Genomic DNA, 26,895 nt, shown 5'->3' on the forward strand with positions numbered 1-26,895 from the left:
TCGCGCACCGCGCTTCCGCTCACTCCGGGATCCTCACGTTCATGCCCTCGCGCACCGCGCTTCCGCTCACTTCCACGCGGCCGTCCGCGAAGAGCCCGGTCTTCACCGCGACGAACCGGCCGTCCGCGGTCTCCAGGCCGTGGCCGCCCTCGGCCAGGGCGACCAGCGCGGCGACCGGGACGGTGAGGACGTCCACCCGTTCCCGCCCCACGTACTCGACGGTGACCGGCGCGCTCTCCAGCCGCCCCACGGACTTCTGGTCCTTGATGGTGATGGTCACCGGAACCGTCGGTGTCGCGGAGTCACCCTCCCCGCCTCCCTCCTCGGGCGCGGTCGCGCTCTTTCCCACCGAGGCCACCTCGCCCTTCACCGATTTCCCGTCGGGCAGCCCGATCGTGACGGCGGCGCCGCGCACGGCCCAGGAGTCCTCCGCCGCCGAGGCGTTGACGACGACCTTCCGGGACGTACCGGTGTACCTGAGGGCGTCATCGGTGGCCGGTGAGCCGAGCCGGACACCCGCGTGGCCGATCCGTACCTTGCCGGTGGAGTAGACGACGTCCCCGATACCGACCGTGCCGGTCCGGGGAAGCCCGAGGGACTTCTGCCAGCGCTTGACGGCGCGGGCGGTGAGCTCGGTGAACTCCTCGTCGACGGTGAAGCCGGTGTAGCCGAGAGCGGCGAGATTGCTCTCGAACTGCAGGACGTCCATCCCGCGCAGCGTGTCCCCACTCCTGCCGGCCCCGGCCCCAGTCCCGACGGCCCCGGCCTCGGCGCCACCCGGCGTCGGCGACCCGGACCCGGAGGGGTCCGGAGCCCCGGAGTTCCCGTCCGTGCGGCCCTTGGCACCGGAGCCCTGGGTGTCCCCCTGGCTCCCGGCCTCCTGCCGGGTGCCCTGCTGGGCGCCCGAGCTCAGGCCCAGCTCCCGGTACATCGGCAGCGTCCCGTACAGCAGCACCACCGGCCGGTCGTCGACGCGCAGCAGAGTGCCGCCGCGCTTCACGGTCGTGCCCTCCGCGGGCAGCCAGGTCACGGTGCCCGTGGCCTTGACGGGCAGCGGCATCTCGGAGCCGTAGCCCAACTGTCCGTCCACCGTGGTGCGTTCGGTCAGTGTGGTCCGGGTGACCGGGACGGTGGAGCCCGATCGGGGCGGGGCGGAGGAGCCTTCATCCGCCCTGTCTCCGCCGAGGCCCAGCGCGCCGACCACGGCGACTGCCGCCACGACGACCAGGGCAGACGCCACCAGGACCGTTCGCCGTCCGCGCCGACCGCGAGGCGGCGGCGCGGGAGCCGCCCCGCGCTCGTGATCGGTCTGCACAACCGTCTCCGCCGTCATCAGCCCTTGCCCGCGGGCTGGTCCGCCGGGTCCCCGATGATCGGAGCGCAGACACGGGTGGCACGCTTGGCCCCCGCCGACGTCTGGTTCCACTCGGAGCCCTGCGCGGTCCCGTCGGGGCCGGGATCGGGAAAGTCGGGGGCGCCGTTCTTCTGCATGCAGTCGGCGTAGTCGCGCTTGACCTTGATCTGCTCGGGGGTGAGCTCGGGCTGGTTGGCGTTCTCGAGGCCCTCGGGGACGGCCGCCTTGAGCGACGCGCACTTCTCGGAGGCGTCCAGGAACTTCGTGTTCTTCTTCAGCGCCGCGTTGTCGCCGAAGTTGACCTGCCCCTTGGCGTCCGGGTCGGGGGCGTCCACCCCGTTCTTCCGCAGACACTTCACCCACTCGCGCTGGGCGTTCACGTACGCGGCCACGTCGTCGCCGCCACTCGGCGCGTTCGCCTTGCCGGACGCGGTGCCGGATGCCCTGTCGCCGTCCGCGGTCGGGACCTTGGGGGTGTCGCCCTCGCCCCCGCAGCCGGCCAGGGTGATCGCCATGACCGACGCCGTCACCACGGCCATCAGCACCCGGTTCGTCCTCATCGGTTCCCCGCCTCCTGTCGCGCCCGACCGCGGGCGCGGCGGGCCTGCCGACCGTAGGCCGGAGGTGATGAAGAACCTTTGAAGAACCTGTCATCCGGTCATGCGGCGCGCATCGGCGGGTGGACGGCTGCCGATCGCGGTCGGCAAGCCGCCGACGCCTCCCGGGCGGGCGGAGCCCCTGCGGCCCGAACTACGACTTCAGGCGCTTCACGGCCTCCTGAAGTACCTCTGTCCGCTTGCAGAACGCGAACCGCACGAAGGGCGCGCCCTCCTCGCGGTGGTCGTAGAAGACGGCGTTGGGGATGGCGACGACGCCGGCGCGTTCCGGCAGGCCGCGGCAGAAGGCGAAGCCGTCCGTTTCGCCGAGGGGACGGATGTCGGTGGTGATGAAGTACGTGCCGGAGGGGCGGAAGACGCGGAAACCGGCCTCCTCCAGGCCCGCCGCCAGCAGGTTCCGCTTGGCCAGCATGTCGCTGCGGAAGTCCGCGAAGTACGACTCGGGCAGCGAGAGCGCCTCAGCGATCGCGTACTGGAACGGGCCGGCCGAGACGTACGTCAGGTACTGCTTGGCCGAGCGCACCGCCGTGACCAGCTCCGGGGACCCCGTCACCCAGCCGACCTTCCAACCGGTGAACGAGAATGTCTTTCCGCTGCTCGAAATGGTGACGGTACGCTCGCGCATCCCCGGGAACGTCGCCAGCGGCACGTGCTCGGCGTCGTCGAAGACCAAGTGCTCGTACACCTCGTCCGTCACCACCAGCAGCTCCCGCTCCACCGCCAGCTCGGCGATCGCGGCCAGCTCCTCGCGGGTGAGGACCGTGCCGGTCGGGTTGTGCGGGGTGTTGATCAGCAGCAGCCGGGTGCGGTCGGTGACGGCGTCGCGCAGCTCGTCGAGGTCGAGACGGAAACGGCCCTCGTCCTCCTGCGCACGCAGCGTGACCGGGACCCGGCGCCCACCGGCCATCGCGATGCACGCGGCGTAGGAGTCGTAGTACGGCTCGAAGGCGATCACTTCGTCGCCGGGCTCCACCAGGGCCAGCAGGGCGGCGGCGATGGCCTCCGTGGCTCCGGCGGTGACCAGGACCTCCGTGTCGGGGTCGTAGGCGAGGCCGTAGCGGCGCTGCTGGTGCGCGGTGACGGCGGTGCGCAGCTCGGGGACGCCGGGGCCGGGCGGGTACTGGTTGCCGCGGCCGTCCCGCAGGGCCCGTACGGCGGCCTCCCGGATCTCCTCGGGGCCGTCGGTGTCGGGGAAGCCCTGCCCGAGGTTGATGGCGCCGGTGCTCAGGGCGAGGGCGGACATCTCGGCGAAGATCGTCGTCCCGAACTCGGCGAGCCGACGGTTCAGGAGGGGGCGCGCGCTGGAGGTCATGCCGGTCATCCTGCGCCGAAGCTCTGGAGTTCCTCAACTCTGTGTTGGGCCGTGAGCGGGGAGGGCATCACCGCTTCACGCAAGAGCGAGGCGCCCACGGGGGGCCGCTTCGGGGGACATGGAAGGAGGGTGACGCCATGATCGTCGGCATCATCCTGGTAGTGGTCGCAGTCGTCCTGGTCGGGGCGCTGGTCTCCAAGGCCCGTGGGGGCGGTTCCCGGGGAACGACGCGTCGCGGCGGGTGGGCGTCCACCGGTTCGAGCAGCAGCAGCGCCGGCGGCAGCTGGTGGGCGGGCGGGGGAGACTCCGGCTCGTCCGGCGGCGGTCACCACGGCGGACACCACGGGGGACACTCCTGCGGCGGCGGCTCGTCCTGCGGAGGCGGGTCGTCCTGCGGGGGTGGTGGCGGTGGTTGCGGCGGTGGAGGCAGCTGACTGACGTCGGCCGTCCTCACGACGGGGGAGCCGTATCCACCGAACGCGGGGTCCGCACCTGGGGCGGGCCCCGCGTTGCCGTGTCGGAGGGCCAGGGGGCCGGCGGGTCAGGAGGCCATGGGGCAGGAGGTCAGCGGCCAGGGCACCACGGGGTGACGGGGCCACGGGGGGCCAGAGGGGCAAGAGTCCCGGACGGACGATGTGTCGAATGTCTGTCGGGTGGCTTCGAGTGGCTGTCCGCAACGTCCCATGTCTGTAGGACAACCCGCGCCCGGCATGGTGCGACTCGGGCAACTGCGCGCCGTCGGCGGCCACTTCGGGATCTCGCCGGAACCCGGGCAGCCCCCGCGCCCCGGCTGCGGGCGCGGGCCACGGCGCACCGGCGCACGCCTCCCCGGCTCCGGCGCACGCCGTGGTTGAACAATTGAGCTGTGGAGCCCTCTGAGGGATGGAAACCCTACGAACTTGGGTAAAAACGCTGTGGTGGCGCCACCGTTCATGATTCCCTCTAAGTCACCGACGCAGCCCCACGGACGTCTGCGGACACCTTCCTGAAACCGGCCGACCGGGCTGCCCCGGGCCGACATCCCCCGGTGCCGTGCCACCGGGGCGCAGCGGACCCCACTCCCTCTCCTTGTGTGCTTGCGGAGCCGATCCATGCTCACGACCCTGAACACCTCCTACACCGACACGCGCGCGTCCGATCTCGCGTGGGCCCTGGGGTGCGAGCCACTTCCCGCACTGGCCGTGCTCGATCTCGAACTGGCGGACACCAAACTGCAGTTGCGGCTCCTCGGCGCGTCCCACCAGGTCCTGCTGGAGGAGGAGCGGGGCGTCTGCTCGGAGACGGTGGCGTGCATCGCGGGCAGCAGCACCCCGCTCCCGCTCGGCGTCGCCAAGCGGGTGGACGACTGGGAGTACGAGTTCGCGGCCCGCGTCGAGGTCCTCTCGCCCGGCTCCTTCGCGGGCCGGGCCCAGGAGTTGCTGGCCCTCGTCTCCGACCACCCGCACGGCCTCGCAGGTGTCTTCCCCGGCAGCCCCTACGCCTTCACGGCCCTGCTCGCCCAGTACTACGAGGGCCAGGTGCACTGGCGGACCTGGCACGCCTACCCGCAGGACGGGCAGTTGGTGGCGACCCGCACGAAAGTGGGTGTGCGGGTGCCTGCCGCGGTGCTCGTCGACTGACCCGGCCCGACGGCGACTTCGGCACCCGGCTGACACTCCGGCTGTTCACCCCTGCTGCCCACACGGCTGTTCCCCCCCCGCTGCCCACCCCCGCTGCCCGCCGCCCCGCGGAACCGCATGCGGCGAACCGAATCTCGTACCGATGTCCGGCCCTGTAAACCAGCACCACACGTGTGGGTGACGAACCGCAGTCGAGGCGTGACGTAACGTCGCAGCGTGATCGAGCCGCACGCGCCCGCCCCGCCCGGTTGCCCGCCGCCCTGGAGCGCCCCGGGGGGCCCCGCCGGCCCGGCGCGGCTGCCCGTGCGGCCCGGCACCGGACGGTTCCTGGTCCTCGCGGGCGTGTTCGTCTGCGCGGCCTGCGGACTCGTGTACGAACTGGAACTCGTCGCGCTCGCCTCGTACTTGATGGGCGACTCCGTCACCCAGGCGTCCGTCGTGCTGTCCGTCATGGTCTTCGCCATGGGCATCGGTTCCCTCGCCGCGAAACGGCTGCGCCCGCTCGCAGCGGCCGGCTTCGGTGCCGTCGAGGCCGCCCTCGCGCTCGTCGGCGGGTGCAGCGCGATGGCCCTGTACGCGGTGTTCGCCTGGACCGGCGACTGGGGCGGGATGTGGGCCAACGGTCCGCGCTGCCTGCTGGTCGCCTTCTCCCTGGCCACCGGGCTGCTCATCGGCGCCGAAGTCCCGCTGCTGATGGAGCTGATCCAGCGGATCCGCCGCCAGGACGCGGGCGGCGCGGTCGCCGACCTGTCCGCCGCCGACTACGTCGGCGCCCTCGTCGGCGGCCTCGCCTTTCCCTTCCTCCTGCTGCCGTTCCTCGGCCAGTTGACCGGCGCGCTGCTCACCGGCGCGGTCAACGCGGTCGTCGGCGGTGCGCTGGTGCTCGGCCTGTTCCGCCGGGACCTGACCCGGCGCGCCCGCTGGCTGCTGCTGATCGGCAACGTCCTCGTCCTCGCGGTCCTCGCCTCGGCCGCCGTCCTCGTCGACGACTTCGAACGGGCCGCACGGCAGGCCCTGTACGGCGACGACGTCCGGGTGGCGCTCCGGACGGAGGTGCAGGAGGTCGTCCTCACCGGCGGCACGCACGGGCGGCCCCTCGACCTGTTCCTCGACGGCCGGCTGCGGGTCGGCGGACGCGACGAACTGCGCTACCATGAGGGCCTCGTCCACCCGGCGATGAGCGGGCCGCACGCGCGCGTGCTCATCCTCGGCGGCGGGGACGGCCTGGCCGCCCGCGAGGTGCTGCACCATCCCGGAGTGGAGCGGGTCGACGTCGTCGAACTCGACGCCGAGGTGATCCGCCTGGCCCGCACCGACCCCGCCCTGTCCACGCTCAACCGGCACGCGTTCGGCGACCCACGGGTGCACGTGACGATCGAGGACGCCTTCGGCTGGCTGCGCGGCGCGGCTCCGGCGACGTACGACGTGGTCGTCTCGGACCTGCCGGACCCGGGGATCACGGCGAGCACGAAGCTGTACTCGCAGGAGTTCTACGGCCTCGCGCGGCGGGCGCTGGCCCCCGGCGGACGGTTCGTGGTGCACGCCGGGCCGGTCGCGGCCGGCCCCCGGGTGTACTGGACGGTGGAGGCAACCCTGCGCGCGGCCGGTTTCCGCACCGCCCCGTACGGCACGGGCGGCCGCCACATCGGTCTTGCAGCCGGGCCGGACCGCACCCCCGCGGACCGCTCCCGCGCGCGCGACTGGGGTTTCGTCCTGGCCGCCCGCACGGACCCGCGACTGCGGCTCGACCCGGACGGCCCGCGGCCCCGTGTCCTCACGGAGGCGTCCCTGGCCGCGGGGGAACGGGCGGCGCGCAGGACCCGGATCGCGGGGTTGCCCGCGTCGACACTGGTGCACCCGCGCTACTGAGGGGCGGGGCCGCGTTCGCCGGACCGTCCTTGGGGGCTCCCGCGTGGGGCCGTGCTCGCCGGGACTCTCTTTGGGCGGCCGTCTGCGCGGGGCCGTCTTTGTGAGGCCGTCTGCGGGGGGTCGTCTTCGTGAGGCCGTCCGCGCGGTGCCGTCTGCGAAGTGCCGGCTGAGGTGCCTCTTCGCGGCCCCTCCGCTCCGGCCCCTCCGCTCCGGCCCCTCCGCTCCGGCCCCTCCGCTCCGGCCCCTCCTCGCGGTGCCCTCCTCGCGGAACCCGTCCGGCGGACGGGGCCGGGAGGATACGCCTGGTGGGTGCGGATCGGGCAGCGAATCCCTCAGCCGGGGGTGCGTTCCGCGCTGTGCTGGGTAGAGTCCGTCGACATGGAGCACGAGGTGTTCGTTCCGGTTCCGGCCGAGCGGCTGAGGGAGGTGCTGGACGACCCCGCGCGGGTCGCCCGGGCCGTTCCCGGGCTCCAGCAGGAGGCCGGCGCCGAGCCCGTCGCCGGGCGGCTGAAGATCCGTGTCGGCAGCCACTCCATCACCTACCGGGGTGCCGTGCGGGTGACCCGGCGCGAGGGCGCGTACGCCGTCGAGGGCGAGGCGGAGGAGTCGCGCGGCAGCGGCTCGGTCAACCTCGGCCTGCGGATCGCCCTGCGCGAGGCGGAGGACGGCTGCACCGTCGTGTACGACGGCACGGCCACCGCGGACGGACGGATCAGCGACCTCCCGGCGGACGCGGTGGAGGGTGCGGTCACCCGGCTGCTGACCCGTTTCGCGGAGCACCTGGCCGCCGCGGCGCCGGAGACCACCACACCCCCCGCCACGCAGGACTTCGAACCGCGCGCGACGACGGACCACGAGACGACGCCCGGCGCGGACGACGAGGCACCACCGCCCCCGCCCGGCGCCGACGGGAGCGCGGAGGCCCCCTCCGACCCCGGTCTGTCCGAGGAGCCGCGCCCCGAGCGTCCCTCCGACGCCGGTCTCACCGAGGAACCCCCGGCCCCCGAGCGTCCCTCCGACCCCGGTATGACCCACAAACCCCCGGCCCCCGGGCGTCCCTCCGGCTTCGGCGCCGACGCCCCGCCCTCCTCTTCGGGACCCAGGGACGACGAGGACGACGACATCGACCAGGACGACCAGGACGACGAGGACGACGACATCGCCGAGGCGGCGCACGCGCGACGAACCATGATCGGACGCAGTGCCGAGGAGGTCGACCACGCCCCGCCGCGGGGCCGGTACGCCCCCGTGCCCGCGCCCCAGACAGTGACGGCCCCGGCCCCGCTGCGCTGGGCGGCCCCCGCGGCGGCCCTGGCCCTGGCGTCGGCCATCGTGGCGGTCCGGGCCCTGCGCAGACGCCGTTGAACCACGGGGCGGTCCGGGCCCTGCGCAGACGCCGCTGAACCACGGGGCGGTCGGGGCCGTACGCAGACGCCGATATCCAGGTGGCGGCCGTACCTGACCGCCCAGCCCCGCCCCGGGCACAGCGGACCGAAGCGGCGCGCGGCCTGAGGCCCTCTTGATCACCGCAGTAGGGTCGTCCCGTGAGCGACGAAGACATCACGCTGACCGCGGGTGACGCGGAGGTGACCGTGCAGCCGGGCAACGGCGGCCGGGTCGGAGGACTGCGGATCGGTGGCGTCGAACTGCTGCGCCAGGGCGAGCGCTTCGGCTGCTTCCCGATGGTGCCCTGGTGCGGCCGGACCCGGGACGGACGGTTCCTGGACGGCGCCGAGGTGCGGCAGCTGCCGCTGAACGCCCCGCCCCACGCCATCCACGGCACCGTCCGCGACCGCGTCTGGCGCACCGCCCGGACCAGCGCGGACGAGGCCGTCCTCACCTGCGAGCTGGTCGACCCCTGGCCCTACCCGGGCCGCGTCACCCAGATCATCGCCCTCGCCGAGGACGCGCTGACGCTCACCATGTCCGTCGAGACGTACGAGTCGTCCTTCCCGGCGCAGATCGGCTGGCACCCCTGGTTCAACCGGAACCTCGGCGGCCAGGACGTCACCCTCGACTTCGACCCCGCCTGGCAGGAGGAGCGCGGCGACGACCACCTGCCCACCGGCAACCGCGTCGACCCGAAGCCCGGCCCGTGGGACGACTGCTTCGGCATGCCCGGCGGCGTCGAGGCGACCCTGACGTGGCCCGGTCAGCTGGAGCTGAAGGTGACCAGCGGCGAGGAGTGGGTCGTCGTCTACGACGAGCAACAGGAGGCCGTGTGTGTGGAGCCGCAGACCGGCCCGCCCAACGGCCTCAACACCCTGCCGCACCTGGTCACGCCCCTGGAGCCGCTGGAGGCCTCGACGACCTGGAGCTGGCGCCGCCTCTAAGCTGGGCGGCATGACGGACACACGCGGCGCGCTGCTGCAGCAGATCAAGGACAAGGCCGTGGTGCACGGCAAGGTGACCCTGTCGTCGGGTCTCGAGGCCGACTACTACGTCGACCTCCGGCGCGTCACCCTCGACGGCGAGGCCGCTCCGCTGGTCGGGCAGGTGCTGCTGGACCTGACCGCCGAGCTGGAGTTCGACGCGGTCGGCGGGCTCACCATGGGCGCCGACCCGGTCGCAGCCGCCATGCTGCACGCGGCCGCCGCGCGCGGGAAGCGCCTGGACGCCTTCGTCGTGCGCAAGGCCGCCAAGGCGCACGGCCTGCAGCGGCGCGTCGAGGGCCCGGACATCGCCGGCCGCCGCGTGCTGGTGGTGGAGGACACCTCGACCACCGGCGGCTCCCCGCTGACCGCCGTCGAGGCCGTGCGCGAGGCCGGGGCCGAGGTCGTCGCCGTCGCGACCATCGTCGACCGGGCGACCGGCGCCGCCGAGAAGATCCAGGAGGGCGCCGGGGTGCCGTACCTCTTCGCCTTCTCCAAGGACGAGCTGGGCCTCGACTGACCGGGTACTGACCAGGGCGTGGACGGTGGCCTGGACCTTCCGGCCAAGTCTGGAAAGATGGGGCCGACGATGACGTCGCACCCCAAGGTCTAGGTCAGGGCCGTTAGACACAGCAGTACGTCAACCCGCAGATACAAGGAGCGGACGCATGCCCATCGCAACTCCCGAGGTCTACAACGAGATGCTGGACCGGGCGAAGGCAGGAAAGTTCGCCTACCCGGCCATCAACGTGACCTCCACCCAGACCCTGCACGCGGCCCTGCGTGGTTTCGCTGAGGCGGAGAGCGACGGCATCGTCCAGATCTCCACGGGTGGCGCCGAGTTCCTGGGCGGTCAGTACAACAAGGACATGGTCACCGGCGCCGTCGCCCTGGCCGAGTTCGCGCACATCGTCGCCGAGAAGTACCCGGTGAACATCGCGCTGCACACCGACCACTGCCCCAAGGACAAGCTCGACGGGTACGTACGTCCGCTGCTGGCGCTCTCCCAGAAGCGCGTCGAGGCCGGTCTGAACCCGCTGTTCCAGTCGCACATGTGGGACGGCTCGGCCGAGACCCTCGCCGACAACCTCTCCATCGCGCAGGAGCTGCTGGAGCAGGCCCGTGCCGCGAAGATCATCCTCGAGGTGGAGATCACCCCGACCGGTGGCGAGGAGGACGGCGTCTCCCACGAGATCAACGACTCCCTCTACACCACGGTCGACGACGCGATCCGCACCGCCGAGGCCCTCGGCCTCGGTGAGAAGGGCCGCTACCTGCTCGCCGCGTCCTTCGGCAACGTGCACGGCGTGTACAAGCCGGGCAACGTCGTCCTGCGTCCCGAGCTGCTGAAGGAGCTGAACGAGGGCGTCGCCGCCCAGTACGGCAAGGCGTCTCCGTTCGACTTCGTCTTCCACGGCGGCTCCGGCTCCACGGAGGAGGAGATCCGTACCGCGCTGGAGAACGGCGTCGTGAAGATGAACATCGACACCGACACCCAGTACGCGTTCACGCGCCCGGTCGCGGACCACATGTTCCGCAACTACGACGGTGTCCTGAAGGTCGACGGCGAGGTCGGCAACAAGAAGACCTACGACCCGCGCACCTGGGGCAAGCTCGCCGAGGCGTCCATGTCCGCGCGTGTCGTCGAGGCCTGCGGCAACCTGCGCTCGACCGGCACGAAGATCAAGTAAGTCCGGCACGCACCGGGCGGGCCCGTTCACGTCGGCTCGCATCCGGTTCGCTCGCGTGGAGCCCGGCACCTCCTGAGGTGCCGGGCTCTTCCGTATGCTCCCTGCATGCCCGATGTCCGGTTGGCCTCACCGCGGGGCAAGTGGATCCTGCTCACCACCGTCCTCGGCTCCAGCATGGCGCTGCTGGACTCGACCGTCGTCAACGTCGCCCTGCCGCGCATCGGGCGCGACCTCGACGCGAGTCTGTCCGCCCTGCAGTGGACGGTCAACGCGTACATGGTCACGCTGGCCGGGCTGATCCTGCTCGGCGGGGCGCTCGGGGACCGGTTCGGGCGGCGGAAGGTCTTCGTCGTCGGCGTGGTGTGGTTCGCGCTGGCGTCGCTGCTGTGCGGCATCGCGCCGAACGCGGGTGTGCTGATCGCCGCGCGGGCACTGCAGGGGGTCGGCGGCGCGCTCCTGACCCCCGGGTCTCTGGCGCTGATCCAGGCGTCCTTCCACCCCGACGACCGGGGGCGGGCGGTGGGCCTGTGGTCCGGCTTCGGCGGGATCGGGGCGGCGGTCGGGCCGTTCGTCGGCGGTTGGCTGGTGGACGGGCCGGGCTGGCGGTGGGTGTTCCTGCTGAACGTGCCGGTGGCCCTGGTGTGCGTTCCGGTCGCCCTGCGGCATGTTCCCGAATCAGGGGACCAGCAGGCGCACGGGCGGTTCGACGTGCTCGGGGCCGTACTGGGGGCACTCGCGCTCGCGCTGGTGACGTACGCGCTGATCGAGGCCGGTGAGGGCGGTCTCGTGGTGGTCGTCTCGGCGGTGGCCGGGCTGGCCGCGGCCGTCGCGTTCGTCATCGTCGAGCGACGCCGGCCCGATCCGATGATGCCGCCGGACATCTTCGCGTCCCGGCAGTTCACGGCCGTCAACCTCGTCACGCTGTGCGTGTACGCGGCGCTCGGCGGGTTCTTCTTCCTCGGCGCGCTCCAGCTCCAGGTCGTCGTGGGCTACTCGGCCCTCGCCGCCGGTACGGCGCTGCTGCCGACGACCGTGCTGATGCTGCTGCTGTCCGCGCGCTCCGGGGAGCTGGCCGACCGCATCGGGCCGCGGATCCCGCTGACCGTGGGGCCGCTGCTGTGCGCGGCCGGGATGCTGCTGATGCTGCGGGTCGGGCCGGGGGCGTCCTACCTCGCCGACGTGCTGCCCGCGCTGGTCGTGCTCGGGCTGGGCATGGTCACGCTGGTGGCACCGCTGACGGCGACCGTGCTGGGCTCGGTGAGCGTGGTGCGCGCCGGGCTGGCCAGCGGCATCAACAACGCGGCGGCCCGGGCGGCGGGCCTGATGGCGGTGGCGGCGCTGCCGCTGCTGACGGGCATGGGGGAGGAGGCGTACCGGGAGCCGGCCGCCTTCGACACGGCGTTCGGAAAGGCGATGGGGTGGTGTGCGGGGGCGCTGGTGGCCGGCGCGGTGATCGCGGCCGCGGTGGTCCGCAGGCCACCGCCGGACTGCAAACGGCCGGAATGCCTGCGGCACGGGGGCGTCACGGCACCGCCGCTGGAGGGGGAGCCGGTGCGGAAGCGGTTGTCCTAGCTGCTGGGCGTCGGTGCTGAGGCCTGGGCGTTGCGCAACCCGGCGACGCCGGGTGCCGCTGCACCCACCGTCCCCCAAGCTCTCGGCTGCGCTCGAGCAGGGGACCCCCATCGCCCCAGCGGCACGATGACCCGCAGCTGGGTCGGGCGGCTGCCCGCGGTCCGGTTCATGCCTCAGACTTGAGGCATGTCCATTCACGAGAACCTTCTCGGGGGCCCGCCCCCGACCCATCTCCCCGACGACCCCGGCCCGCGGGAAATGCTCGCGGCGGGTGCCGCGTCCGTCGAGGTCGCCGGCGCGCACCCCACCTCCTCGCTCGCCTGGGCGCAGCTCGCCGACGAGGCGTTCGAGCGGGGCGCGGCCGTGGAGTCCTACGCGTACGCCCGCACGGGCTACCACCGCGGCCTGGACGCGCTGCGCCGCAACGGCTGGAAGGGCCACGGCCCGGTGCCGTGGGAGCACGAGCCGAACCGCGGCTTCCTGCGTGCCCTGCACGCCCTCGCCCGCGCCGCGCAGGCGATCGGCGAGCAGGAGGAGTACGAGCGCTGCTCCCAGTTCCTGAAGGACTCCTCGCCGACGGCGGCGCAGGTCCTGGGCTGAGGCCCGGTCGGTCCACGCGAGGCCCGTCCGCGAAAGGCGGGCCTTGCGGTTTCGGGGCACGATTGCGTTTCACAGGACGATTGCGCAAGATGCCCTCGGGGACCGGGGCCCCCGTGTCGGATTCGGCAGGGGCGGACCGCTACCCGGAGTAATACGCAGGAGACAGCGATGTCCCACGAGGCTCACGAGCCCGAGACCCCGCATCTCGACTTCAACGGCACGACGCCGTACGAGGACTATGTCAAGGCGGACGTGCTGACCCACCTCCAGCACACCCTCTCCGACGATCCCGGAGAGATGGTCTTCCTGGTGACGACCCAGGTGATGGAGCTGTGGTTCACCGTCATCGTCCACGAGTGGGAGACGGCCGCGGGCGCGCTCAGGGGTGACGACATCCCGACCGCCGTCGCCGCGCTCAAGAGGTCCGTCCGCGAGCTGGAGGCGCTCAACCACTCCTGGAAGCCGCTCGCCCAGCTCACGCCGGCCCAGTTCAACTCGTACCGCAGCGCTCTCGGCGAGGGCTCCGGCTTCCAGTCGGCGATGTACCGGCGCATGGAGTTCCTGCTCGGCGACAAGTCCGCGTCCATGCTCGTCCCCCACCGTGGCGCCCCCCGTGTGCACGCCGAGCTGGAGAAGGCGCTCCACGAGCCGAGCCTGTACGACGAGGTAGTACGGCTGCTGGCGCGGCGCGGGCACGACATCCCGGAGGCTGTGCTGCGGCGCGACGTCTCGCGGCGCTACGAGCCGTCGCCGGAGGTGGAGGCGGCCTGGACGGCCGTCTACTCGGGCGACGAGAGCGACGAGGTCGCCCGGCTGGGCGAGGCGCTGAGCGACGTCGCCGAGCTGGTGTGGCGCTGGCGCAACGACCATCTGGTCGCCACGCGCCGCGCGATGGGCGCCAAGACCGGCACGGGCGGCTCCGCCGGGGTGGCCTGGCTGGAGAAGCGCGCCCAGAAGAACGTCTTCCCCGAGCTGTGGACGGCGCGGTCCTATGTCTGAGCTGACGGAACGCGCACAGAAGCTGGACGCCGTCGACGAACTGGCCGGCAGGCGCGCCGACTTCGTCCTCGACGACGTGGTCTACCTCGACGGCAACTCGCTGGGTGCGCTGCCCGCAGTCGTGCCCGGCCGGGTCGAGGACGTCGTACGCCGCCAGTGGGGCGAGCTGCGCATCCGGTCCTGGGAGGAGAGCGGCTGGTGGACGGCGCCCGAGCGGATCGGTGACCGGATCGCCCCGCTGGTCGGGGCGGCGCCCGGGCAGATCGTCGTGGGCGACTCCACCAGCGTCAACGTCTTCAAGGCACTCGTGGGCGCGGTGCGGATGGCCGGGGCGGGCCGTGACGAGCTCCTCGTCGACGCGACGACCTTCCCCACCGACGGGTACATCGCCGAGTCCGCGGCCCGCATGACCGGCTGCACCCTGCGGCCCGTGACACCCGCGGACGTGCCGGGCGCGCTGGGCGAGCGCACCGCCGCCGTCCTGCTCAACCACGTCGACTACCGCACCGGCCGGCTGCACGACCTGCCCGCACTGACGGCCGCCGCGCACGAGGCCGGGGCGGTCGCCGTCTGGGACCTGTGCCACAGCGCCGGCGCGCTGCCGGTCGGGCTGGACGAACACGGCGTGGACCTCGCGGTCGGCTGCACCTACAAGTACCTGAACGGCGGGCCCGGTTCACCGGCGTACCTGTATGTGCGGCGGGAGCTGCAGGACCGTTTCGACTCGCCGCTGCCCGGCTGGAACTCGCACGCCGAGCCGTTCGGGATGCGCACCGGCTACGAACCGGCCTCCGGCGCCCTGCGCGGCCGGGTCGGCACGCCCGACATCCTCTCCATGCTCGCCCTGGAGGCGGCCCTGGAGGTATGGGACGGGGTGTCGGTCGAGGCGGTGCGGGCCAAGTCCCTGGCGCTGACGGACTTCTTCCTGGAGTGCGTGGCGGCGTATGTGCCCGCCGGCAGGGTGGAGTGCGTGACGCCGGTGGCGCACGAGCAGCGGGGCAGCCAGATCGCGCTGCGCTGCTCCCCCGAGCTCTCAACTTCGTTCGAGCAGGGAGGTGCCCCCATCGCGGGTGACGTGATGAAGCGGCTGATCGAGCAGGGCGTGGTCGGCGACTTCCGGGCCCCGGACGTGCTGCGCTTCGGCTTCACGCCGCTGTACGTGGGATTCGCCGACGTGGAGCGGGCGGCGCGGGTGCTGGCGCAGACGCTGGCCTGAGCGGCGCGGCGGGTCGGGACGCCACGGTGGTGCCCCGGCCCCCGCGGTGTCCGTCCGATTCTCACCGAGTGTGACACCCGTTCTTCACCGAGCGTGACAACCGCATGTCCGCGCACGTCATGCGCCTGGTACCGTCCCGGCCAGCGGCTGAGCCCCTCAACCGGTCCGCCGCGTACGGTTCATCGCTGGAAGGTTGGAGCATGACGGACGACGTCGCAGCAGCACGGGCCGCTGCCGAGGAGGAATCGGCCTTCTCCCACGCGCCCGTCGACCCCGACGCCACCGCGGCCTACGGTGACCACCCCGACCAGATGATCGACTTCTTCGCGCCGCGCCGGGCGGGCGGCCCGGGGCCGGCCCCGGTCGTGGTCGTGCTGCACGGAGGTGCCTGGCGGGCGCCGTACGACCGGCGTCACATCAGCCCCTTCGCGGACTTCCTCGCCCACCGCGGGTTCGCCGTGGCCAGCGTCGAGTACCGGCGCGGTGGCGACGGCGACTCCGTCGCGGGCCGCTGGCCCGACACCTTCGACGACGTCGCGGCAGCGCTGGACGCCCTTCCCGCGCTGGTGCGGGAGGTGCTGCCGCAGGCCGACCCACGCCGTACGGTCCTCACCGGCCACTCGGCGGGCGGGCATCTCGCCCTGTGGGGTGCCGCCCGACACGTCCTGCCGGCCGACTCGCCCTGGCGCAGCGGCAGTCCGGTGTCGCTGCGCGGCGTCGTCGCCCTCGCCCCGATCGCGGACCTCGCGATCGCCGACAAGCTGGACGTGTGCGGCGGTGCCGCCCGCCAACTCCTGGGCGGGGACGAGCACTTCGCCGAGCGGCAGCCGTACGCCGACCCGGCGCTGCTGCTGCCCACCGGGATCGCCACCACCCTCGTTCAGGGCCGTGCGGATCTGGACGTGCCGCATGCGGTCGCCGAGTCGTACGCGGAAGCGGCGGCGAAGGCCGGGGAGATGGTGGGGGTGACGCTGCTGGAGGACGTGGGGCACTTCCCGCTGATCGACCCGGCGGCGGACGCGTGCGCGGTCGTCGTGGAGGAGATCGCGCAGCTGGCCTGGTGAGCGGTGGGCGGTGGGCGGTGAGTGGTGGGCGGTGAGTAGTGAGCGGTGAGCGGCAGGACCCGTAGGAGCGGGCCCCGGTCGTACCCGTAGTACCTGAGAGCTACGCCGCAGGTGAGTTCCCGGGCGGGACGCGGTCGAGGTCTCCCGCTCCGTAACTTCCCTTCCATGCAGACCCGATGGCCGGGTGCGCTGGAGGGGGACGACCATGGGGCCCGCACCGAAGTACCGCCGTGCCGACGGCTGTGGCGACGGCTTGCGCCGCGCCGGCGGCGGTGGTGACGGCATGCGCCGCGCCGACAGCGGTGGTGAGGGCATGCGCCGCGTCGGCGGTGGGCTCAGCGTCGGCCGTTGGCCCCACATCGGCCGATGGCGGGGTGTCGGCCGATGGTGCCGGGCCACGCTTGCCGCGCTCGTCACGGGTGCGGTGGTGCTCCCCCTCTCTGCGGCCGTACGGCCGCAGACTCCCGCCCCGGCCCCCGCCCTGCTCGCCCCCCTGCGTGCGTCGACGCTCGGCGGGGCCTACGCGGCCAACCGGGCCAACGCCGCCGAGGCGGCCCGCATGGCGGCGGCCCACCACGACCGGGACCGCGCCGCGACGGACCGTCATCTGGCCTCACCCGAACGGCACTTGCTGCACTTCGACGGCCGCGGTCCCGGTCGGGTGACGGAGGTCCTCGGCGACCTCGCCCGGGCCGACCGCGTCGCCGTCCTGGTCCCCGGCTCCGACACGAGCCTCGACACCTACGGCCGGTTCCGCGCGACGGCAGCCGCCCTGCACCGGCAGCTCGCCCGGCAGGCCCCGGCGGGCACCCGCACCGCGGTCGTCGCCTGGCTGGGCTACGAGACGCCCGGCACGGTCAGCACGACGGTCACCACGACCGGCAGGGCGGAGCAGGCGGCCCCGCACCTGCGGGCGCTCGTCGCCGACCTGCGGGCCATCGCGGGCCCCCGACCTCGTATCTCGCTGCTGTGCCACTCGTACGGCTCGGTCGTCTGCGGCCGTTCCGCCGCCGGGCTCGCCGTCGACGACATCGCGCTCGTCGGCAGCCCCGGCACCGGCGCGGACTCCGTCGCCGGCCTGCACACCCGGGCCCGTGTCTGGGCGGCCCGGGGCGGTGACGACTGGGTGCAGCACGTACCGCACCTCAGCGTGGACCTGTTCGGCACCAGCGTCGGCTTCGGCACCGACCCCGTCAGCCCGGCCTTCGGCGCCCGGGTGTTCGCGGCGGGCGGCGTCGGCCACAGCACGTACTTCAGCCCCGGCTCGACCTCCCTGACCAACCTGGCCCGGATCGTTCTGGGCGAGACCAAGGCGGTGACCCATGACTGACATCGGCGTGAGCGCGATCCGGCAGCGAGTGCGCCGGGGCACCGACCGCGTCGGCGCGGCCACCCCGCCCGGCCGCGACCGGGCCGTGGACGCCCTGCGGGCCGCCGCCGTCCTCGGTGTCGTCCTCGGGCACTGGCTCGTCACGGCCCTGGTGTCCGACGGCCGCACCCTGCGCACGGCGAGCCCGCTGCAGCACATGCCGTGGCTGACCCCCGTCTCGTGGATGCTGCAACCGCTCGCCGTGTTCTTCCTGGTCGGCGGCCATGTCGCCACCCGTGGCCATGCCTCGGCGCAGGCCCGTGGAGTCCCGTACCGCCAGTGGCTGACGGCCCGGCTGTCCCGGCTGTTCAAGCCGGTCGCCGCCCTCCTCACCCTGTGGACGGTCGCCGCCGTCGCGCTGCTGCTGTCGGGCACCGAGTTCGGCACGGTCCGCACGCTGGTGAAACTGGCCCTGTCCCCCCTGTGGTTCCTGGTGGTGTTCGCCGGCCTGACGGCTGCCACCCCGCTGCTCGCCCGGCTCAACCCGCTCTGGCCGCTGGCCGTCGTGCTGCACGTGGACCTGTTGCGCTTCGGCCTCGGCGGCCCCGCCTGGCTCGGCTGGGTGAACGTGGCGGCCGGCTGGGCGGTGCCCTACGCCTTGGGTGCGGCCTGGACCCGGGGCGAGCTGGAGCGCCGCCGCGCGGGCTGGGTCCTGCTCGTCGGGGGTGCGGCGGCGACCGCGGGACTCGTCGCGTGGGCGGGGTATCCGGCCTCGATGGTCGGCGTCCCGGGCCAGGGCGTCTCCAACCTGTATCCGCCGACCCTGGCCGTCGTCACGTTCGGCCTGGCCCAGTGCGGTGGCGCCCTGCTGCTGCGCGAGCGGCTGCGGCACGCGATGCGCCGGCCCGTGGCGTGGGCGGCGGTGGCGTTCGTCAACCTGACGGCGATGACCGTCTTCCTCTGGCACCAGACGGCCCTGATGGCGACGACCGCCACGGGCCTCCTCGCGGGCCGGCTGCCCGGACTGCACACACGGCCCGACGGCCCGGCCTGGCTGGGGGACCGGCTGCTGTGGCTGCCCGTGTTCGTGCTGGCCCTCGCGGTCTGCCGGGCCGCCTTCCGCTCCTTCGAGGGCGGTGGCGAGCGGCTCAGCGGCGGAGATGGGCTGAGCGGCGGAGATGGGCCGAGCGGCGGCAAGGAGCTGAGCGGCGGCGGCCGGGTCCGCCGGTCGCGGGTGGTGCGGGCACACCGTCCGTCCGACCGGGGCGCGGCGACGGAGGCCCGTCGTGTCTAGGCTGGGCCGCGTGACGGACACGGGGGTGGGCCGCGCGCCGCGAGCGCGCGTCAAGGGATGGCTGCGGGGCGTGCGCGCGGACCTGTGGACCGTCCGGGCCGATCCGCTGCCGCCCTCCACCTGGCTGCGCTGGCTGCCGCACGGCCTGGTGTGCCTGGTCGCCTTCGGCGTCGCGTTCGGCGGCACGGGCGACATGGCGGACAACGGGCATCTCGGTACCGGTCTCGCTCTGCTGATCGGGGGCGGGCAGGGCGGTGCCGTGGTGCTGGGGCTGTGGCGGCCGGTGCCGGCCTGGTGGCTGTCCCTGGGGCTGTTCGCCCTGGGCGCCCTCACGGTGCGCACGCGGATGGGCTTCGACCTGGAGACCTACACCTGGCCCTGGACCGCGGCCGGGATCATCGCCGGGATGCTCGTGCTCCTGCTGCTCGCCCTGCGCGTGCCGACCCGCGCGGCGGTGGCGGCCCTGGCGGTGACCTGGCTCTTCACCTACGTCTTCGAGGGCCTGGGGGCCGAAGAGCCCTACGACACCACGAGTGTGCTCGCCGTCTGCCTGTTCACCGTCGTCGTGATAGTCGGCACCGCCCTGCGCGGCCGGCGGGAGGCCCGTGCGCAGCTCGTCGAGCAGACCACCCTCACCGCCGAGGAGCGCACCCGGCGCACCCTGCTGGAGGAGCGCAGCCGCATCGCGCGGGAGCTGCACGACGTGGTCGCCCACCACATGTCGGTCATCTCCATCCAGGCGCAGGTCGCCCCGCACCTCGTGGAGAACCCGCCCGACGAGCTCAGGGAGAACCTCGCGGGCATCCGGCAGAACGCCCTGGAGGCCCTGACCGAACTGCGCCGCGTGCTGGGCGTGCTGCGCTCGGAGCACCCCGGGCCGGGGGAGCCGTTCGCCGACGCGGGTGACGAGAGCACACCGCATGCCCCGCAGCCCACGCTCGACCGGCTCGACGCGCTGGTGGAGAACACCCGGGCCGTGGGCCGCGAGGTCGTCACCGACATCCGGGGCGAGCGGCGCCCGCTGCCGCCCGGCGTGGAGCTGTCGGCGTACAGAATCGTGCAGGAGGCGCTGAGCAACGCCCTGCGGCACGCGCCCGGCGCGAGGATCACGGTTCGTCTCACGTACGAGCCGGACGGCCTGGAGGTGGAGATCGTCAACGGCCGCCCCACCGGGCCGCCCCCGCCGTCGACCGGCGCGGGACACGGCCTGCTCGGCATGCGGGAGCGGGTCGCGATGCTCGGCGGCACGATGACGGCCCACCCGTGGCACTGGGACGGCTTCAAGGTCACGGCCTTCCTCCCGGACACCCCGCCCGGCGACACCCCGCCCGTCGACACCGCGGGCACCCAACCACCCACCACCCCCCGGAGAAGGACCTCATGACGAGCGGTACCGGCGAACCCATCCGGGTTCTGATCGTCGACGACCAGGCGATGGTCCGGCAGGGCTTCACCGTGCTGCTCGGCGTCCAGCCCGACATGGAGGTCGTCGGCGACGCGAAGAACGGCGAGGGCGGCGTCGCCCTGGCCGAGGAACTCGCCCCGGACGTCGTCCTGATGGACATCCGCATGCCCGGCATCGGCGGCATCGAGGCGACCAAGCGCATCATCGCCGCCGACCCGGACATCAGGGTGCTCGTGCTCACCACCTTCGACCTCGACGAGTACGTGTACGACGCGCTGCGTGCCGGAGCCTCCGGGTTCCTGCTGAAGGACGCGTCGTCCGAGCAGCTCGCCGAGGCGGTCCGCGTGGTCGCGGCGGGGGAGGCGCTGCTCGCCCCGGTCATCACCCGCAAGCTGATCGCCGAGTTCTCCCGGCTCGACGGCAAGCCCCGGGCCCCGCTGAAGGAACGCGTCGGCGATCTGACCGAGCGGGAGACGGAGGTGCTCTCGCTGATCGCGCAGGGCCTGTCGAACGCGGAGATCGCCCGGCACTTGTTCGTGGCCGAGCAGACCGTGAAGACCCACGTCGGCAGGATCCTGGTGAAGCTGGGCCTCAGGGACCGCACCCAGGCGGCGGTGTTCGCGTACGAGTCGGGGCTGGTGCGGCCGTCGGGGTACTGAGGGGCGGCGCTGCGGGTCCCCGTCGTACCTGAGAGGCGGCGCCGCGGACCCCCGTAGTACCTGAGAGGGACCCTGTGGAACCCCTCTCACTGGGGACGACCGGGACCCGGGGGCGCGCTTACCGTTCTGTACGTGACCGAGACGACTCACGTACAGACCACGCCACCGGGGGACGGGGCGATGCGGCGCAGCCCCGAGTACCGGGTGGCGGTGGACTCCCTGCGCGGACTGCGACAGGACCTCATCCACGACGCCTTCGCCTACCGCCCGCTGCCGGGCCGGCGCGCGGACGGGCGGTTCGCCCGGCGGCTCCCGGGGCGGCTGCGGGAGTACGTGGCCTGGCTGCCGCACGCCCTGATCGTCGCGGCGGCCCTGATCTCCGTGGCGTTCGCCACCGTCGACTCCGGCGGGCCCGCCGCGCTGATGGGCCTGTTCTGCGCGGTTCCGGTGCTGCTGACCATGGTGCGGCCGGTGGGGGCGTTCTGGGCGTCCATGGTGTCCACCCCGGTCGTGGCCGTGCTCGGCAGCCGCTGGTTCGAATGGCCGTGGGCGGCCGGCAGCTTCGTCAGCCACCTGACCGTGCTGACGGTGGTGGCGATACGCACCAGGCCGCGCACGGCCGGGTGGATGTGGGTGCTGACGGCGCTGTACGCCATCGTCGCGGACAGCGGCATCGGCCCGAACTCCATGTACGGCAGCAACTCCGGCGGCATGCTGATCCTCTCGGCGCTGATCCTGCTGAGCGTCACCGTCTGGCACATCCGCCGCCACGCGGAGCAGGAAGTCACCGCCCAGCAGACGGTCACCGCGCACGAGCGCTCCCGCCGCACCCTGCTGGAGGAGCGCACGACGATCGCCCGCGAGCTGCACGACGTGGTCGCGCACCACATGTCGGTGGTCGCCATCCAGGCGGAGGCCGCGCCCTACCGGGTGGACAACCCGCCGCCGGAGCTGGAGAAGGCCTTCGCCACGATCCGGGAGAACGCGGTGGCGGCCCTCACCGAGCTGCGCCGTGTGCTGGGCGTGGTCCGCGCCGAGGACTACGAGGCCCCGGACGCCCCGCAGCCGACGCTCGCCGACCTGGAGGGGCTGCTGGCCAATGTGCGGGAGGCCGGGCTGGGCGTCGACAAGGTGGTGACCGGTGCGGTGCGCGAGCTGCCCCAGGGCGTGGAACTGTCGGCGTACCGGATCGTGCAGGAGGCGCTGAGCAACTCCTTGCGGCACGCGCCGGGTGCGACCGCCCGGGTGGAGATCGGGTACGTGCTCGGCGGCCTGGGGCTGCGCATCGTCAACGGCCCGCCGCCGAACCCGGGCCTGATCAAGCCCTCGCCCGGCGCGGGGCACGGCATCACGGGCATGCGGGAGCGGGTGTCGATGCTGGACGGCGAGATGACGGCGGGCCGTACGGACGAGGGAGGCTACGAGGTGGCGGTGTTCCTGCCGGTCGCCCTGCCGGACGCGGGTGGCTCATGACCATCCGGGTGCTGATCGCGGACGACCAGATGATGGTGCGCGAGGGATTTTCGGTCCTGCTGAACGCGATGCCGGACATCGAGGTCGTCGGCGAGGCGGTGAACGGCCGGGAGGCCGTCGCCAAGGTCCGCGAGCTCGCCCCGGACGTGGTGCTGATGGACATCCGGATGCCCGAGCTGAACGGCATCGAGGCGACCCGCGAGATCGTCGCCGCCGACGGCGCGGCCAAGGTGCTGGTGCTCACCACCTTCGACCTCGACGAGTACGTGTACCAGGCGCTGCGCGCGGGAGCCTCCGGCTTCCTCCTCAAGGACGCCTCGGCCCGCCAGCTCGCCGACGGGGTGCGTGTGGTGGCCTCGGGGGAGGCGCTGCTGGCGCCGTCGGTGACCAGGCGGCTGATCACCGAGTTCTCCAAGCTCGCCGAGAAGCCGCCCCTGATGCCCTCCGCACAGGCGGCCTACGGGGATCTCACCGACCGGGAGACGGAGGTGCTGGTGCTCATCGCGCAGGGGCTGTCGAACTCGGAGATCGCGGAGCGACTGGTGGTCGCCGAGTCGACGATCAAGACGCACGTCAGCCGGATCCTGGTGAAGCTGGGCCTGAGGGACCGGACGCAGGCGGCGGTGTTCGCCTACGAGGCGCGGCTGGTGACCCCGGGGTGAGAGGGGGCGCCGCCCCTGGTCAGAGTGGGGGGTGCCGGGCTAGCGTCCGTTCATGGCAGCTGTTTCCGACCTCGGGTTCGACCCGTGGGACCCGGCGTTCCTCGCCGACCCGTACCCCGCCTACGCCGACCTGCGTGCCCAGGGCCGCGTGCGGTACTTCGAGCCCACGGACCAGTGGCTCGTCCCGCACCACGCGGACGTCTCGGCCCTGCTGCGCGACCGGCGCCTCGGGCGGACCTACCAGCACCGTTTCACGCACGAGGAGTTCGGCCGCACGGCGCCCCCGCCGGAGCACGAGCCGTTCCACACGCTGAACGACCACGGGATGCTCGACCTGGAGCCGCCGGACCACACCCGGATCCGCCGCCTGGTGTCGAAGGCGTTCACGCCGCGCACGGTGGAGCGGCTGAAGCCCTACGTGCGGGGCCTGGCCGACGACCTGGTGTCCGGGCTGGTCGCGGCGGGCGGCGGCGATCTGCTGAAGGACGTCGCCGAGCCCCTTCCCGTCGCGGTGATCGCCGAGATGCTCGGCATCCCGGAGTCCGACCGGGGCCCGCTGCGCCCCTGGTCGGCGGACATCTGCGGGATGTACGAGCTGAACCCGTCCGAGGACACCGCGGCCAGGGCGGTCCGAGCGTCCGTCGAGTTCTCCGACTACCTGCGCGAGCTGATCGCGGCGCGCCGCAAGGAGCCCGGCGACGACCTCGTCTCCGGTCTGATCGAGGCCCACGACGAGGGCGACCGCCTCACCGAGCAGGAGATGATCTCCACCTGCGTCCTGCTGCTCAACGCCGGTCACGAGGCCACGGTGAACGCCACGGTCAACGGCTGGTACGCGCTGTTCCGCAACGAGGCTCAGCTGGAGCTGCTGCGCGCGGACCACACGCTGATCCCGTCCGCGATCGAGGAGCTGATGCGCTACGACACCCCGCTCCAGCTCTTCGAACGCTGGGTCCTGGACGAGATCGAGATCGACGGCACCGTGATTCCCCGGGGCGCGGAGATCGCGATGCTGTTCGGCTCCGCGAACCACGACCCGGCGGTGTTCCGGAACCCGTCCGCCCTCGACCTCACCCGCACCGACAACCCCCACATCTCCTTCAGCGCCGGTATCCACTACTGCATCGGTGCACCGCTGGCCCGTATCGAACTGGCGGCGTCGATGGGGGCGCTGCTGGAGAGGGCGCCGACGCTGAGGCTCGCGGCGGAGCCGGTGCGCAAGCCGAACTTCGTGATCAGGGGTCTGGAGGGGCTGACCGTGGAGGTGGGGTGATCAGGCGGTCATGTCCCGCCGCCGCAAGGCCGTCAGCCCCGCGGCCACCAGCACCACCGCCACGCCGGTCAGGGTCAGCGCCGGCCCCCACTCCATCGAGCCGCCCGGCAGCTTCGGCAGGTGCCCGAACGGTGAGACGTCCAGCACGACCTGCGGTACGTCCAGCGCGGGCCCGACCCAGCCGATCAGGAGCACGGCCCCGGCGACCCCCCATGCCGCCATGGCCGCCCGGGGCAGGGCTCCGTGCAGCAGCACCGCCACCCCGCCGACCACCCACACCGCCGGAAGCTGCGCCAGGCACGCCCCCAGGACGGGGCCGGTCTGCCTGCCGTAGCCGACGGCGAAGCCCAGCCCGGCCAGCAGCATGATCAGGGCGGCTCCGCCGAAGGCGATCATCAGATGCCCGGCGGCCCACCGCAGCCGCCCCACCGCGTTCGCCAGCACCGGTTCCGCCCGGCCGGAGGTCTCCTCGCCGTGCAGGCGCAGCACAGAGGAGACGATGAACAGCGTCGCGACCAGGCCGAGCATGCCGATCATGGAGGCCAGGAAGGCGTCCGTCAGGCCGGACTGTCCGCCCATTCGCTCGATGATCCGCCGCGCGCCCTCGTTGTCGCCGACCAGCTCCGCCGCGCCCTCGGTCATACCGCCGTAGACGACGCCGGCCAGGAAGAATCCGATGCTCCAGCCCAGCACCCCGCCCCGCTGCAGCCGCCAGGCCAGGGCGCCCGCGGTGCCCAGGCGGCCGGACGCCGGGCCCGGCCGGGTCGGCAGGAAGCTCATGCCGAGGTCCCGGCGCCCGGCCAGGACATAAGCGGCCCCGCCCTGGAGGGCCACCGCCCCGGCGAAGAGCGCGAGCACCCACCAGCGTTCGCCGGCGTAAGGCCGCAGGTTCTCCAGCCAGCCCAGCGGTGACAGCCAGGTCAGGACCGACGAGCCGTCGTCGGTTCCCGAGTCGCCCGCCGCGCGCAGGACGAAGGCGGCTCCGAGCACCGCCGCCGTCAGGCCGCGGGCCAGACGCGCGCTCTCCGTCAGCTGCGCGACGATCGCGGCCAACGTGGCGACGACCATCCCGACGGCGGCGACCCCGAGCCCGAGGGCCAGGGCGCCGGTCGTGCCCTGCCCGGCCAGCCCGGCCGTCACCAGCAGCGCCAGGACCGCGTTCGCGACCGCCGCGGCCAGCAGGGCCGCCGTCAGGGAGGCCCGACGGCCCACCGCTCCGGACGCCACCAGCTCCTGACGGCCGCTCTCCTCCTCGTCCCGGGTGTGCCGTACGACGACCAGCAGGCTCATCACGGCCGCCAGGGCACCGGCGTAGACACCGACGCGCCAGGCCGTCAGGGCGCCCAGGGAGTCGCCGAAGACCGGACCGACCATCGCGCGCAGCGAGGAGTTGGTCTCCATCTGCCGGATCAGGTCGGCGCGTTCCGCCGGAGTGCGGTACAGGCCCTCCAGGGTGCCGGGCATGGAGAGGACCATGAGCGCGGTCACCGCGATCCACACCGGGACCATCAGCCGGTCGCGGCGCAGGGCGAAGCGCAGCAGCGTGCCGGTGCCGGCCAGGTGACGTGAACGGCCCGGCCCTACCGTGAAGGCCGTCATCGGACCGCCGCCCGGTCCGTCCCGGCGGCTTCGGCTGCTTCGGCTGCTTCGTCCTGGTAGTGCCGCAGGAACAGCTCCTCCAGCGTGGGCGGCGTCGACGTCAGCGACCGTACGCCCGACTCGGTCAGTGACCGCAGGACGCCGTCCAGCCGGTCGGTGTCGACCTGGAGCCGGACGCGGTGGCCCCGGACGTCGAGGTCGTGGACGCCGGGCAGGGCGGCGAGCCCGTTCGGCGGGCCCGCGAGTTCGGCGACGACACTGGTCCGGGTCAGATGCCGCAGGTCGGCGAGCGAACCGGTCTCGACGGTACGGCCCTTGCGGATGATGCTCACCCGGTCGCACAGCTCCTCGACCTCGCTGAGGATGTGGGAGGAGAGCAGGACGGTGCGGCCCCGGTCGCGCTCCTCCTCGACGCAGGACTGGAAGACCTCCTCCATCAGCGGGTCCAGGCCCGAGGTCGGTTCGTCCAGGATCAGCAGGTCCACGTCCGAGGCGAACGCGGCGACCAGGGCGACCTTCTGCCGGTTGCCCTTGGAGTACGTGCGGCCCTTCTTGGTGGGGTCGAGTTCGAAGCGCTCGACCAGCTCCGCACGTCGCCTCGCGTCGAGCCCCCCGCGCAGCCGGCCGTAGAGGTCGATGACCTCGCCGCCGGACAGGTTGCGCCACAGCGTCACGTCCCCGGGGACGTAGGCGATCCGGCGGTGCACCTCCACCGCGTCCGCCCACGGGTCGCGGCCGAGCACCTGCGCGGCGCCCGAGTCGGCGCGCAGCAGGCCGAGCAGGACCCGGATGGTGGTGGACTTCCCGGCGCCGTTGGGGCCGAGGAAACCGTGGACCTCGCCTGCGGCGACCTCCAGGTCGAGTCCGTCGAGAGCATGCGTCCGCCCGAAGGACTTGTGCAGTCCGGAGACGGTGATGGCCTTCGTCATGCTTCAG

General features: G+C 73.1%; 24 protein-coding genes. 19 read left to right on the forward strand and 5 right to left on the reverse strand.

Annotation, left to right across the window (positions count from 1 at the left end; translation table 11 throughout):
• Window positions 1-19 precede the first annotated feature (19 nt).
• From AB0B29_RS27570 to AB0B29_RS27580, 3 genes are all read right to left on the reverse strand, one after another.
• Window positions 20-1,219 (reverse strand): peptidoglycan-binding domain-containing protein, encoded by a 1,200-nt coding sequence (locus AB0B29_RS27570; protein ID WP_362244161.1) that lies wholly within the window; start codon window positions 1,217-1,219, stop codon window positions 20-22.
• Between the two features lie 113 nt (window positions 1,220-1,332).
• On the reverse strand, window positions 1,333-1,914 hold the full coding sequence (locus tag AB0B29_RS27575; protein ID WP_362244162.1) for a hypothetical protein: 582 nt from the start codon (window positions 1,912-1,914) through the stop codon (window positions 1,333-1,335).
• A 190-nt stretch (window positions 1,915-2,104) separates the two neighbouring features.
• Window positions 2,105-3,292, reverse strand: a complete 1,188-nt coding sequence (locus tag AB0B29_RS27580; protein ID WP_362244163.1) for a pyridoxal phosphate-dependent aminotransferase — start codon at window positions 3,290-3,292, stop codon at window positions 2,105-2,107.
• A gap of 128 nt (window positions 3,293-3,420) precedes the next feature.
• Here AB0B29_RS27580 and AB0B29_RS27585 point away from each other — a divergent pair, with 128 nt between their 5' ends.
• From AB0B29_RS27585 to AB0B29_RS27675, 19 genes are all read left to right on the forward strand, one after another.
• Complete coding sequence (locus AB0B29_RS27585) at window positions 3,421-3,717, forward strand: hypothetical protein (RefSeq protein ID WP_362244164.1); 297 nt, start codon at window positions 3,421-3,423, stop codon at window positions 3,715-3,717.
• A gap of 657 nt (window positions 3,718-4,374) precedes the next feature.
• Window positions 4,375-4,902, forward strand: a complete 528-nt coding sequence (locus AB0B29_RS27590; protein WP_362244165.1) for a DUF2617 family protein — start codon at window positions 4,375-4,377, stop codon at window positions 4,900-4,902.
• Window positions 4,903-5,118: 216 nt separating this feature from the next.
• Complete coding sequence (locus AB0B29_RS27595; protein ID WP_362244166.1) at window positions 5,119-6,771, forward strand: polyamine aminopropyltransferase; 1,653 nt, start codon at window positions 5,119-5,121, stop codon at window positions 6,769-6,771.
• A 378-nt stretch (window positions 6,772-7,149) separates the two neighbouring features.
• Window positions 7,150-8,136: an SRPBCC family protein gene (locus AB0B29_RS27600; protein ID WP_362244167.1), complete on the forward strand. Its 987-nt coding sequence runs from the start codon at window positions 7,150-7,152 to the stop codon at window positions 8,134-8,136.
• Between the two features lie 179 nt (window positions 8,137-8,315).
• A complete protein-coding gene (locus tag AB0B29_RS27605) occupies window positions 8,316-9,104 on the forward strand; it encodes an aldose 1-epimerase (protein WP_362244168.1) in 789 nt (262 codons plus the stop codon).
• A gap of 10 nt (window positions 9,105-9,114) precedes the next feature.
• On the forward strand, window positions 9,115-9,663 hold the full coding sequence (gene pyrE / locus AB0B29_RS27610) for an orotate phosphoribosyltransferase (RefSeq protein WP_161361521.1): 549 nt from the start codon (window positions 9,115-9,117) through the stop codon (window positions 9,661-9,663).
• A 148-nt stretch (window positions 9,664-9,811) separates the two neighbouring features.
• Window positions 9,812-10,834: a class II fructose-bisphosphate aldolase gene (gene fbaA / locus AB0B29_RS27615; RefSeq protein ID WP_362043948.1), complete on the forward strand. Its 1,023-nt coding sequence runs from the start codon at window positions 9,812-9,814 to the stop codon at window positions 10,832-10,834.
• Between the two features lie 105 nt (window positions 10,835-10,939).
• On the forward strand, window positions 10,940-12,406 hold the full coding sequence (locus AB0B29_RS27620; RefSeq protein ID WP_362244169.1) for an MFS transporter: 1,467 nt from the start codon (window positions 10,940-10,942) through the stop codon (window positions 12,404-12,406).
• A gap of 186 nt (window positions 12,407-12,592) precedes the next feature.
• Entirely contained in the window at window positions 12,593-13,006 is a 414-nt protein-coding gene (locus AB0B29_RS27625) for a DUF3151 domain-containing protein (protein WP_190198187.1), read from the forward strand.
• A gap of 168 nt (window positions 13,007-13,174) precedes the next feature.
• Entirely contained in the window at window positions 13,175-14,005 is an 831-nt protein-coding gene (locus AB0B29_RS27630; RefSeq protein ID WP_362244170.1) for a tryptophan 2,3-dioxygenase family protein, read from the forward strand.
• A complete protein-coding gene (gene kynU / locus AB0B29_RS27635; protein WP_362244171.1) occupies window positions 13,998-15,221 on the forward strand; it encodes a kynureninase in 1,224 nt (407 codons plus the stop codon). Before AB0B29_RS27630 ends, kynU begins: the two co-directional genes overlap by 8 nt.
• Before the next feature lie 200 nt (window positions 15,222-15,421).
• Window positions 15,422-16,285, forward strand: coding sequence for an alpha/beta hydrolase (locus AB0B29_RS27640; protein WP_362244172.1), 864 nt, complete (start codon window positions 15,422-15,424; stop codon window positions 16,283-16,285).
• Window positions 16,286-16,598: 313 nt separating this feature from the next.
• A complete protein-coding gene (locus tag AB0B29_RS27645) occupies window positions 16,599-17,615 on the forward strand; it encodes an alpha/beta hydrolase (protein WP_362244357.1) in 1,017 nt (338 codons plus the stop codon).
• On the forward strand, window positions 17,608-18,888 hold the full coding sequence (locus AB0B29_RS27650) for an acyltransferase family protein (RefSeq protein ID WP_362244173.1): 1,281 nt from the start codon (window positions 17,608-17,610) through the stop codon (window positions 18,886-18,888). Before AB0B29_RS27645 ends, AB0B29_RS27650 begins: the two co-directional genes overlap by 8 nt.
• Complete coding sequence (locus AB0B29_RS27655; protein ID WP_436845889.1) at window positions 18,881-20,272, forward strand: sensor histidine kinase; 1,392 nt, start codon at window positions 18,881-18,883, stop codon at window positions 20,270-20,272. Before AB0B29_RS27650 ends, AB0B29_RS27655 begins: the two co-directional genes overlap by 8 nt.
• Window positions 20,269-20,952, forward strand: coding sequence for a response regulator transcription factor (locus tag AB0B29_RS27660; protein WP_362244175.1), 684 nt, complete (start codon window positions 20,269-20,271; stop codon window positions 20,950-20,952). The genes AB0B29_RS27655 and AB0B29_RS27660 overlap by 4 nt, the downstream gene beginning before the upstream one ends.
• A 132-nt stretch (window positions 20,953-21,084) precedes the next feature.
• Window positions 21,085-22,425 (forward strand): sensor histidine kinase, encoded by a 1,341-nt coding sequence (locus AB0B29_RS27665; protein WP_362244176.1) that lies wholly within the window; start codon window positions 21,085-21,087, stop codon window positions 22,423-22,425.
• Window positions 22,422-23,087 carry a response regulator transcription factor gene (locus tag AB0B29_RS27670; RefSeq protein ID WP_362244177.1) on the forward strand — a complete coding sequence of 222 codons (666 nt, stop codon included), beginning with the start codon at window positions 22,422-22,424 and terminating at the stop codon, window positions 23,085-23,087. The genes AB0B29_RS27665 and AB0B29_RS27670 overlap by 4 nt, the downstream gene beginning before the upstream one ends.
• Before the next feature lie 52 nt (window positions 23,088-23,139).
• A complete protein-coding gene (locus tag AB0B29_RS27675; protein WP_362244178.1) occupies window positions 23,140-24,360 on the forward strand; it encodes a cytochrome P450 in 1,221 nt (406 codons plus the stop codon).
• Here the strand turns inward: AB0B29_RS27675 and AB0B29_RS27680 are convergent, their stop codons facing one another.
• On the reverse strand, window positions 24,361-25,959 hold the full coding sequence (locus AB0B29_RS27680; protein ID WP_362244179.1) for an ABC transporter permease: 1,599 nt from the start codon (window positions 25,957-25,959) through the stop codon (window positions 24,361-24,363). It abuts the gene before it with no gap.
• Entirely contained in the window at window positions 25,956-26,888 is a 933-nt protein-coding gene (locus AB0B29_RS27685) for an ABC transporter ATP-binding protein (protein WP_362244180.1), read from the reverse strand. Before AB0B29_RS27685 ends, AB0B29_RS27680 begins: the two co-directional genes overlap by 4 nt.
• Window positions 26,889-26,895: the final 7 nt, after the last annotated feature.

This window comes from Streptomyces tibetensis (assembly GCF_040647715.1).
GTDB lineage: Bacteria > Actinomycetota > Actinomycetes > Streptomycetales > Streptomycetaceae > Streptomyces > Streptomyces tibetensis_A.

Excerpts from the sequence above, each read along its gene's own strand:
- AB0B29_RS27600 (WP_362244167.1), top strand. The coding sequence starts at position 7,150 with ATGGAGCACGAGGTGTTCGTTCCGGTTCCGGCCGAGCGGCTGAGGGAG.
- AB0B29_RS27590 (WP_362244165.1), top strand. The coding sequence starts at position 4,375 with ATGCTCACGACCCTGAACACCTCCTACACCGACACGCGCGCGTCCGAT.
- AB0B29_RS27650 (WP_362244173.1), top strand. The coding sequence starts at position 17,608 with ATGACTGACATCGGCGTGAGCGCGATCCGGCAGCGAGTGCGCCGGGGC.
- AB0B29_RS27640 (WP_362244172.1), top strand. The coding sequence starts at position 15,422 with ATGACGGACGACGTCGCAGCAGCACGGGCCGCTGCCGAGGAGGAATCG.
- AB0B29_RS27620 (WP_362244169.1), top strand. The coding sequence starts at position 10,940 with ATGCCCGATGTCCGGTTGGCCTCACCGCGGGGCAAGTGGATCCTGCTC.
- AB0B29_RS27675 (WP_362244178.1), top strand. The coding sequence starts at position 23,140 with ATGGCAGCTGTTTCCGACCTCGGGTTCGACCCGTGGGACCCGGCGTTC.
- AB0B29_RS27685 (WP_362244180.1), bottom strand. The coding sequence starts at position 26,888 with ATGACGAAGGCCATCACCGTCTCCGGACTGCACAAGTCCTTCGGGCGG.
- pyrE (WP_161361521.1), top strand. The coding sequence starts at position 9,115 with ATGACGGACACACGCGGCGCGCTGCTGCAGCAGATCAAGGACAAGGCC.
- kynU (WP_362244171.1), top strand. The coding sequence starts at position 13,998 with ATGTCTGAGCTGACGGAACGCGCACAGAAGCTGGACGCCGTCGACGAA.
- AB0B29_RS27630 (WP_362244170.1), top strand. The coding sequence starts at position 13,175 with ATGTCCCACGAGGCTCACGAGCCCGAGACCCCGCATCTCGACTTCAAC.
- AB0B29_RS27585 (WP_362244164.1), top strand. The coding sequence starts at position 3,421 with ATGATCGTCGGCATCATCCTGGTAGTGGTCGCAGTCGTCCTGGTCGGG.
- AB0B29_RS27645 (WP_362244357.1), top strand. The coding sequence starts at position 16,599 with ATGCGCCGCGTCGGCGGTGGGCTCAGCGTCGGCCGTTGGCCCCACATC.
- AB0B29_RS27625 (WP_190198187.1), top strand. The coding sequence starts at position 12,593 with ATGTCCATTCACGAGAACCTTCTCGGGGGCCCGCCCCCGACCCATCTC.
- AB0B29_RS27670 (WP_362244177.1), top strand. The coding sequence starts at position 22,422 with ATGACCATCCGGGTGCTGATCGCGGACGACCAGATGATGGTGCGCGAG.
- AB0B29_RS27660 (WP_362244175.1), top strand. The coding sequence starts at position 20,269 with ATGACGAGCGGTACCGGCGAACCCATCCGGGTTCTGATCGTCGACGAC.
- AB0B29_RS27680 (WP_362244179.1), bottom strand. The coding sequence starts at position 25,959 with ATGACGGCCTTCACGGTAGGGCCGGGCCGTTCACGTCACCTGGCCGGC.
- AB0B29_RS27580 (WP_362244163.1), bottom strand. The coding sequence starts at position 3,292 with ATGACCGGCATGACCTCCAGCGCGCGCCCCCTCCTGAACCGTCGGCTC.
- AB0B29_RS27575 (WP_362244162.1), bottom strand. The coding sequence starts at position 1,914 with ATGAGGACGAACCGGGTGCTGATGGCCGTGGTGACGGCGTCGGTCATG.
- fbaA (WP_362043948.1), top strand. The coding sequence starts at position 9,812 with ATGCCCATCGCAACTCCCGAGGTCTACAACGAGATGCTGGACCGGGCG.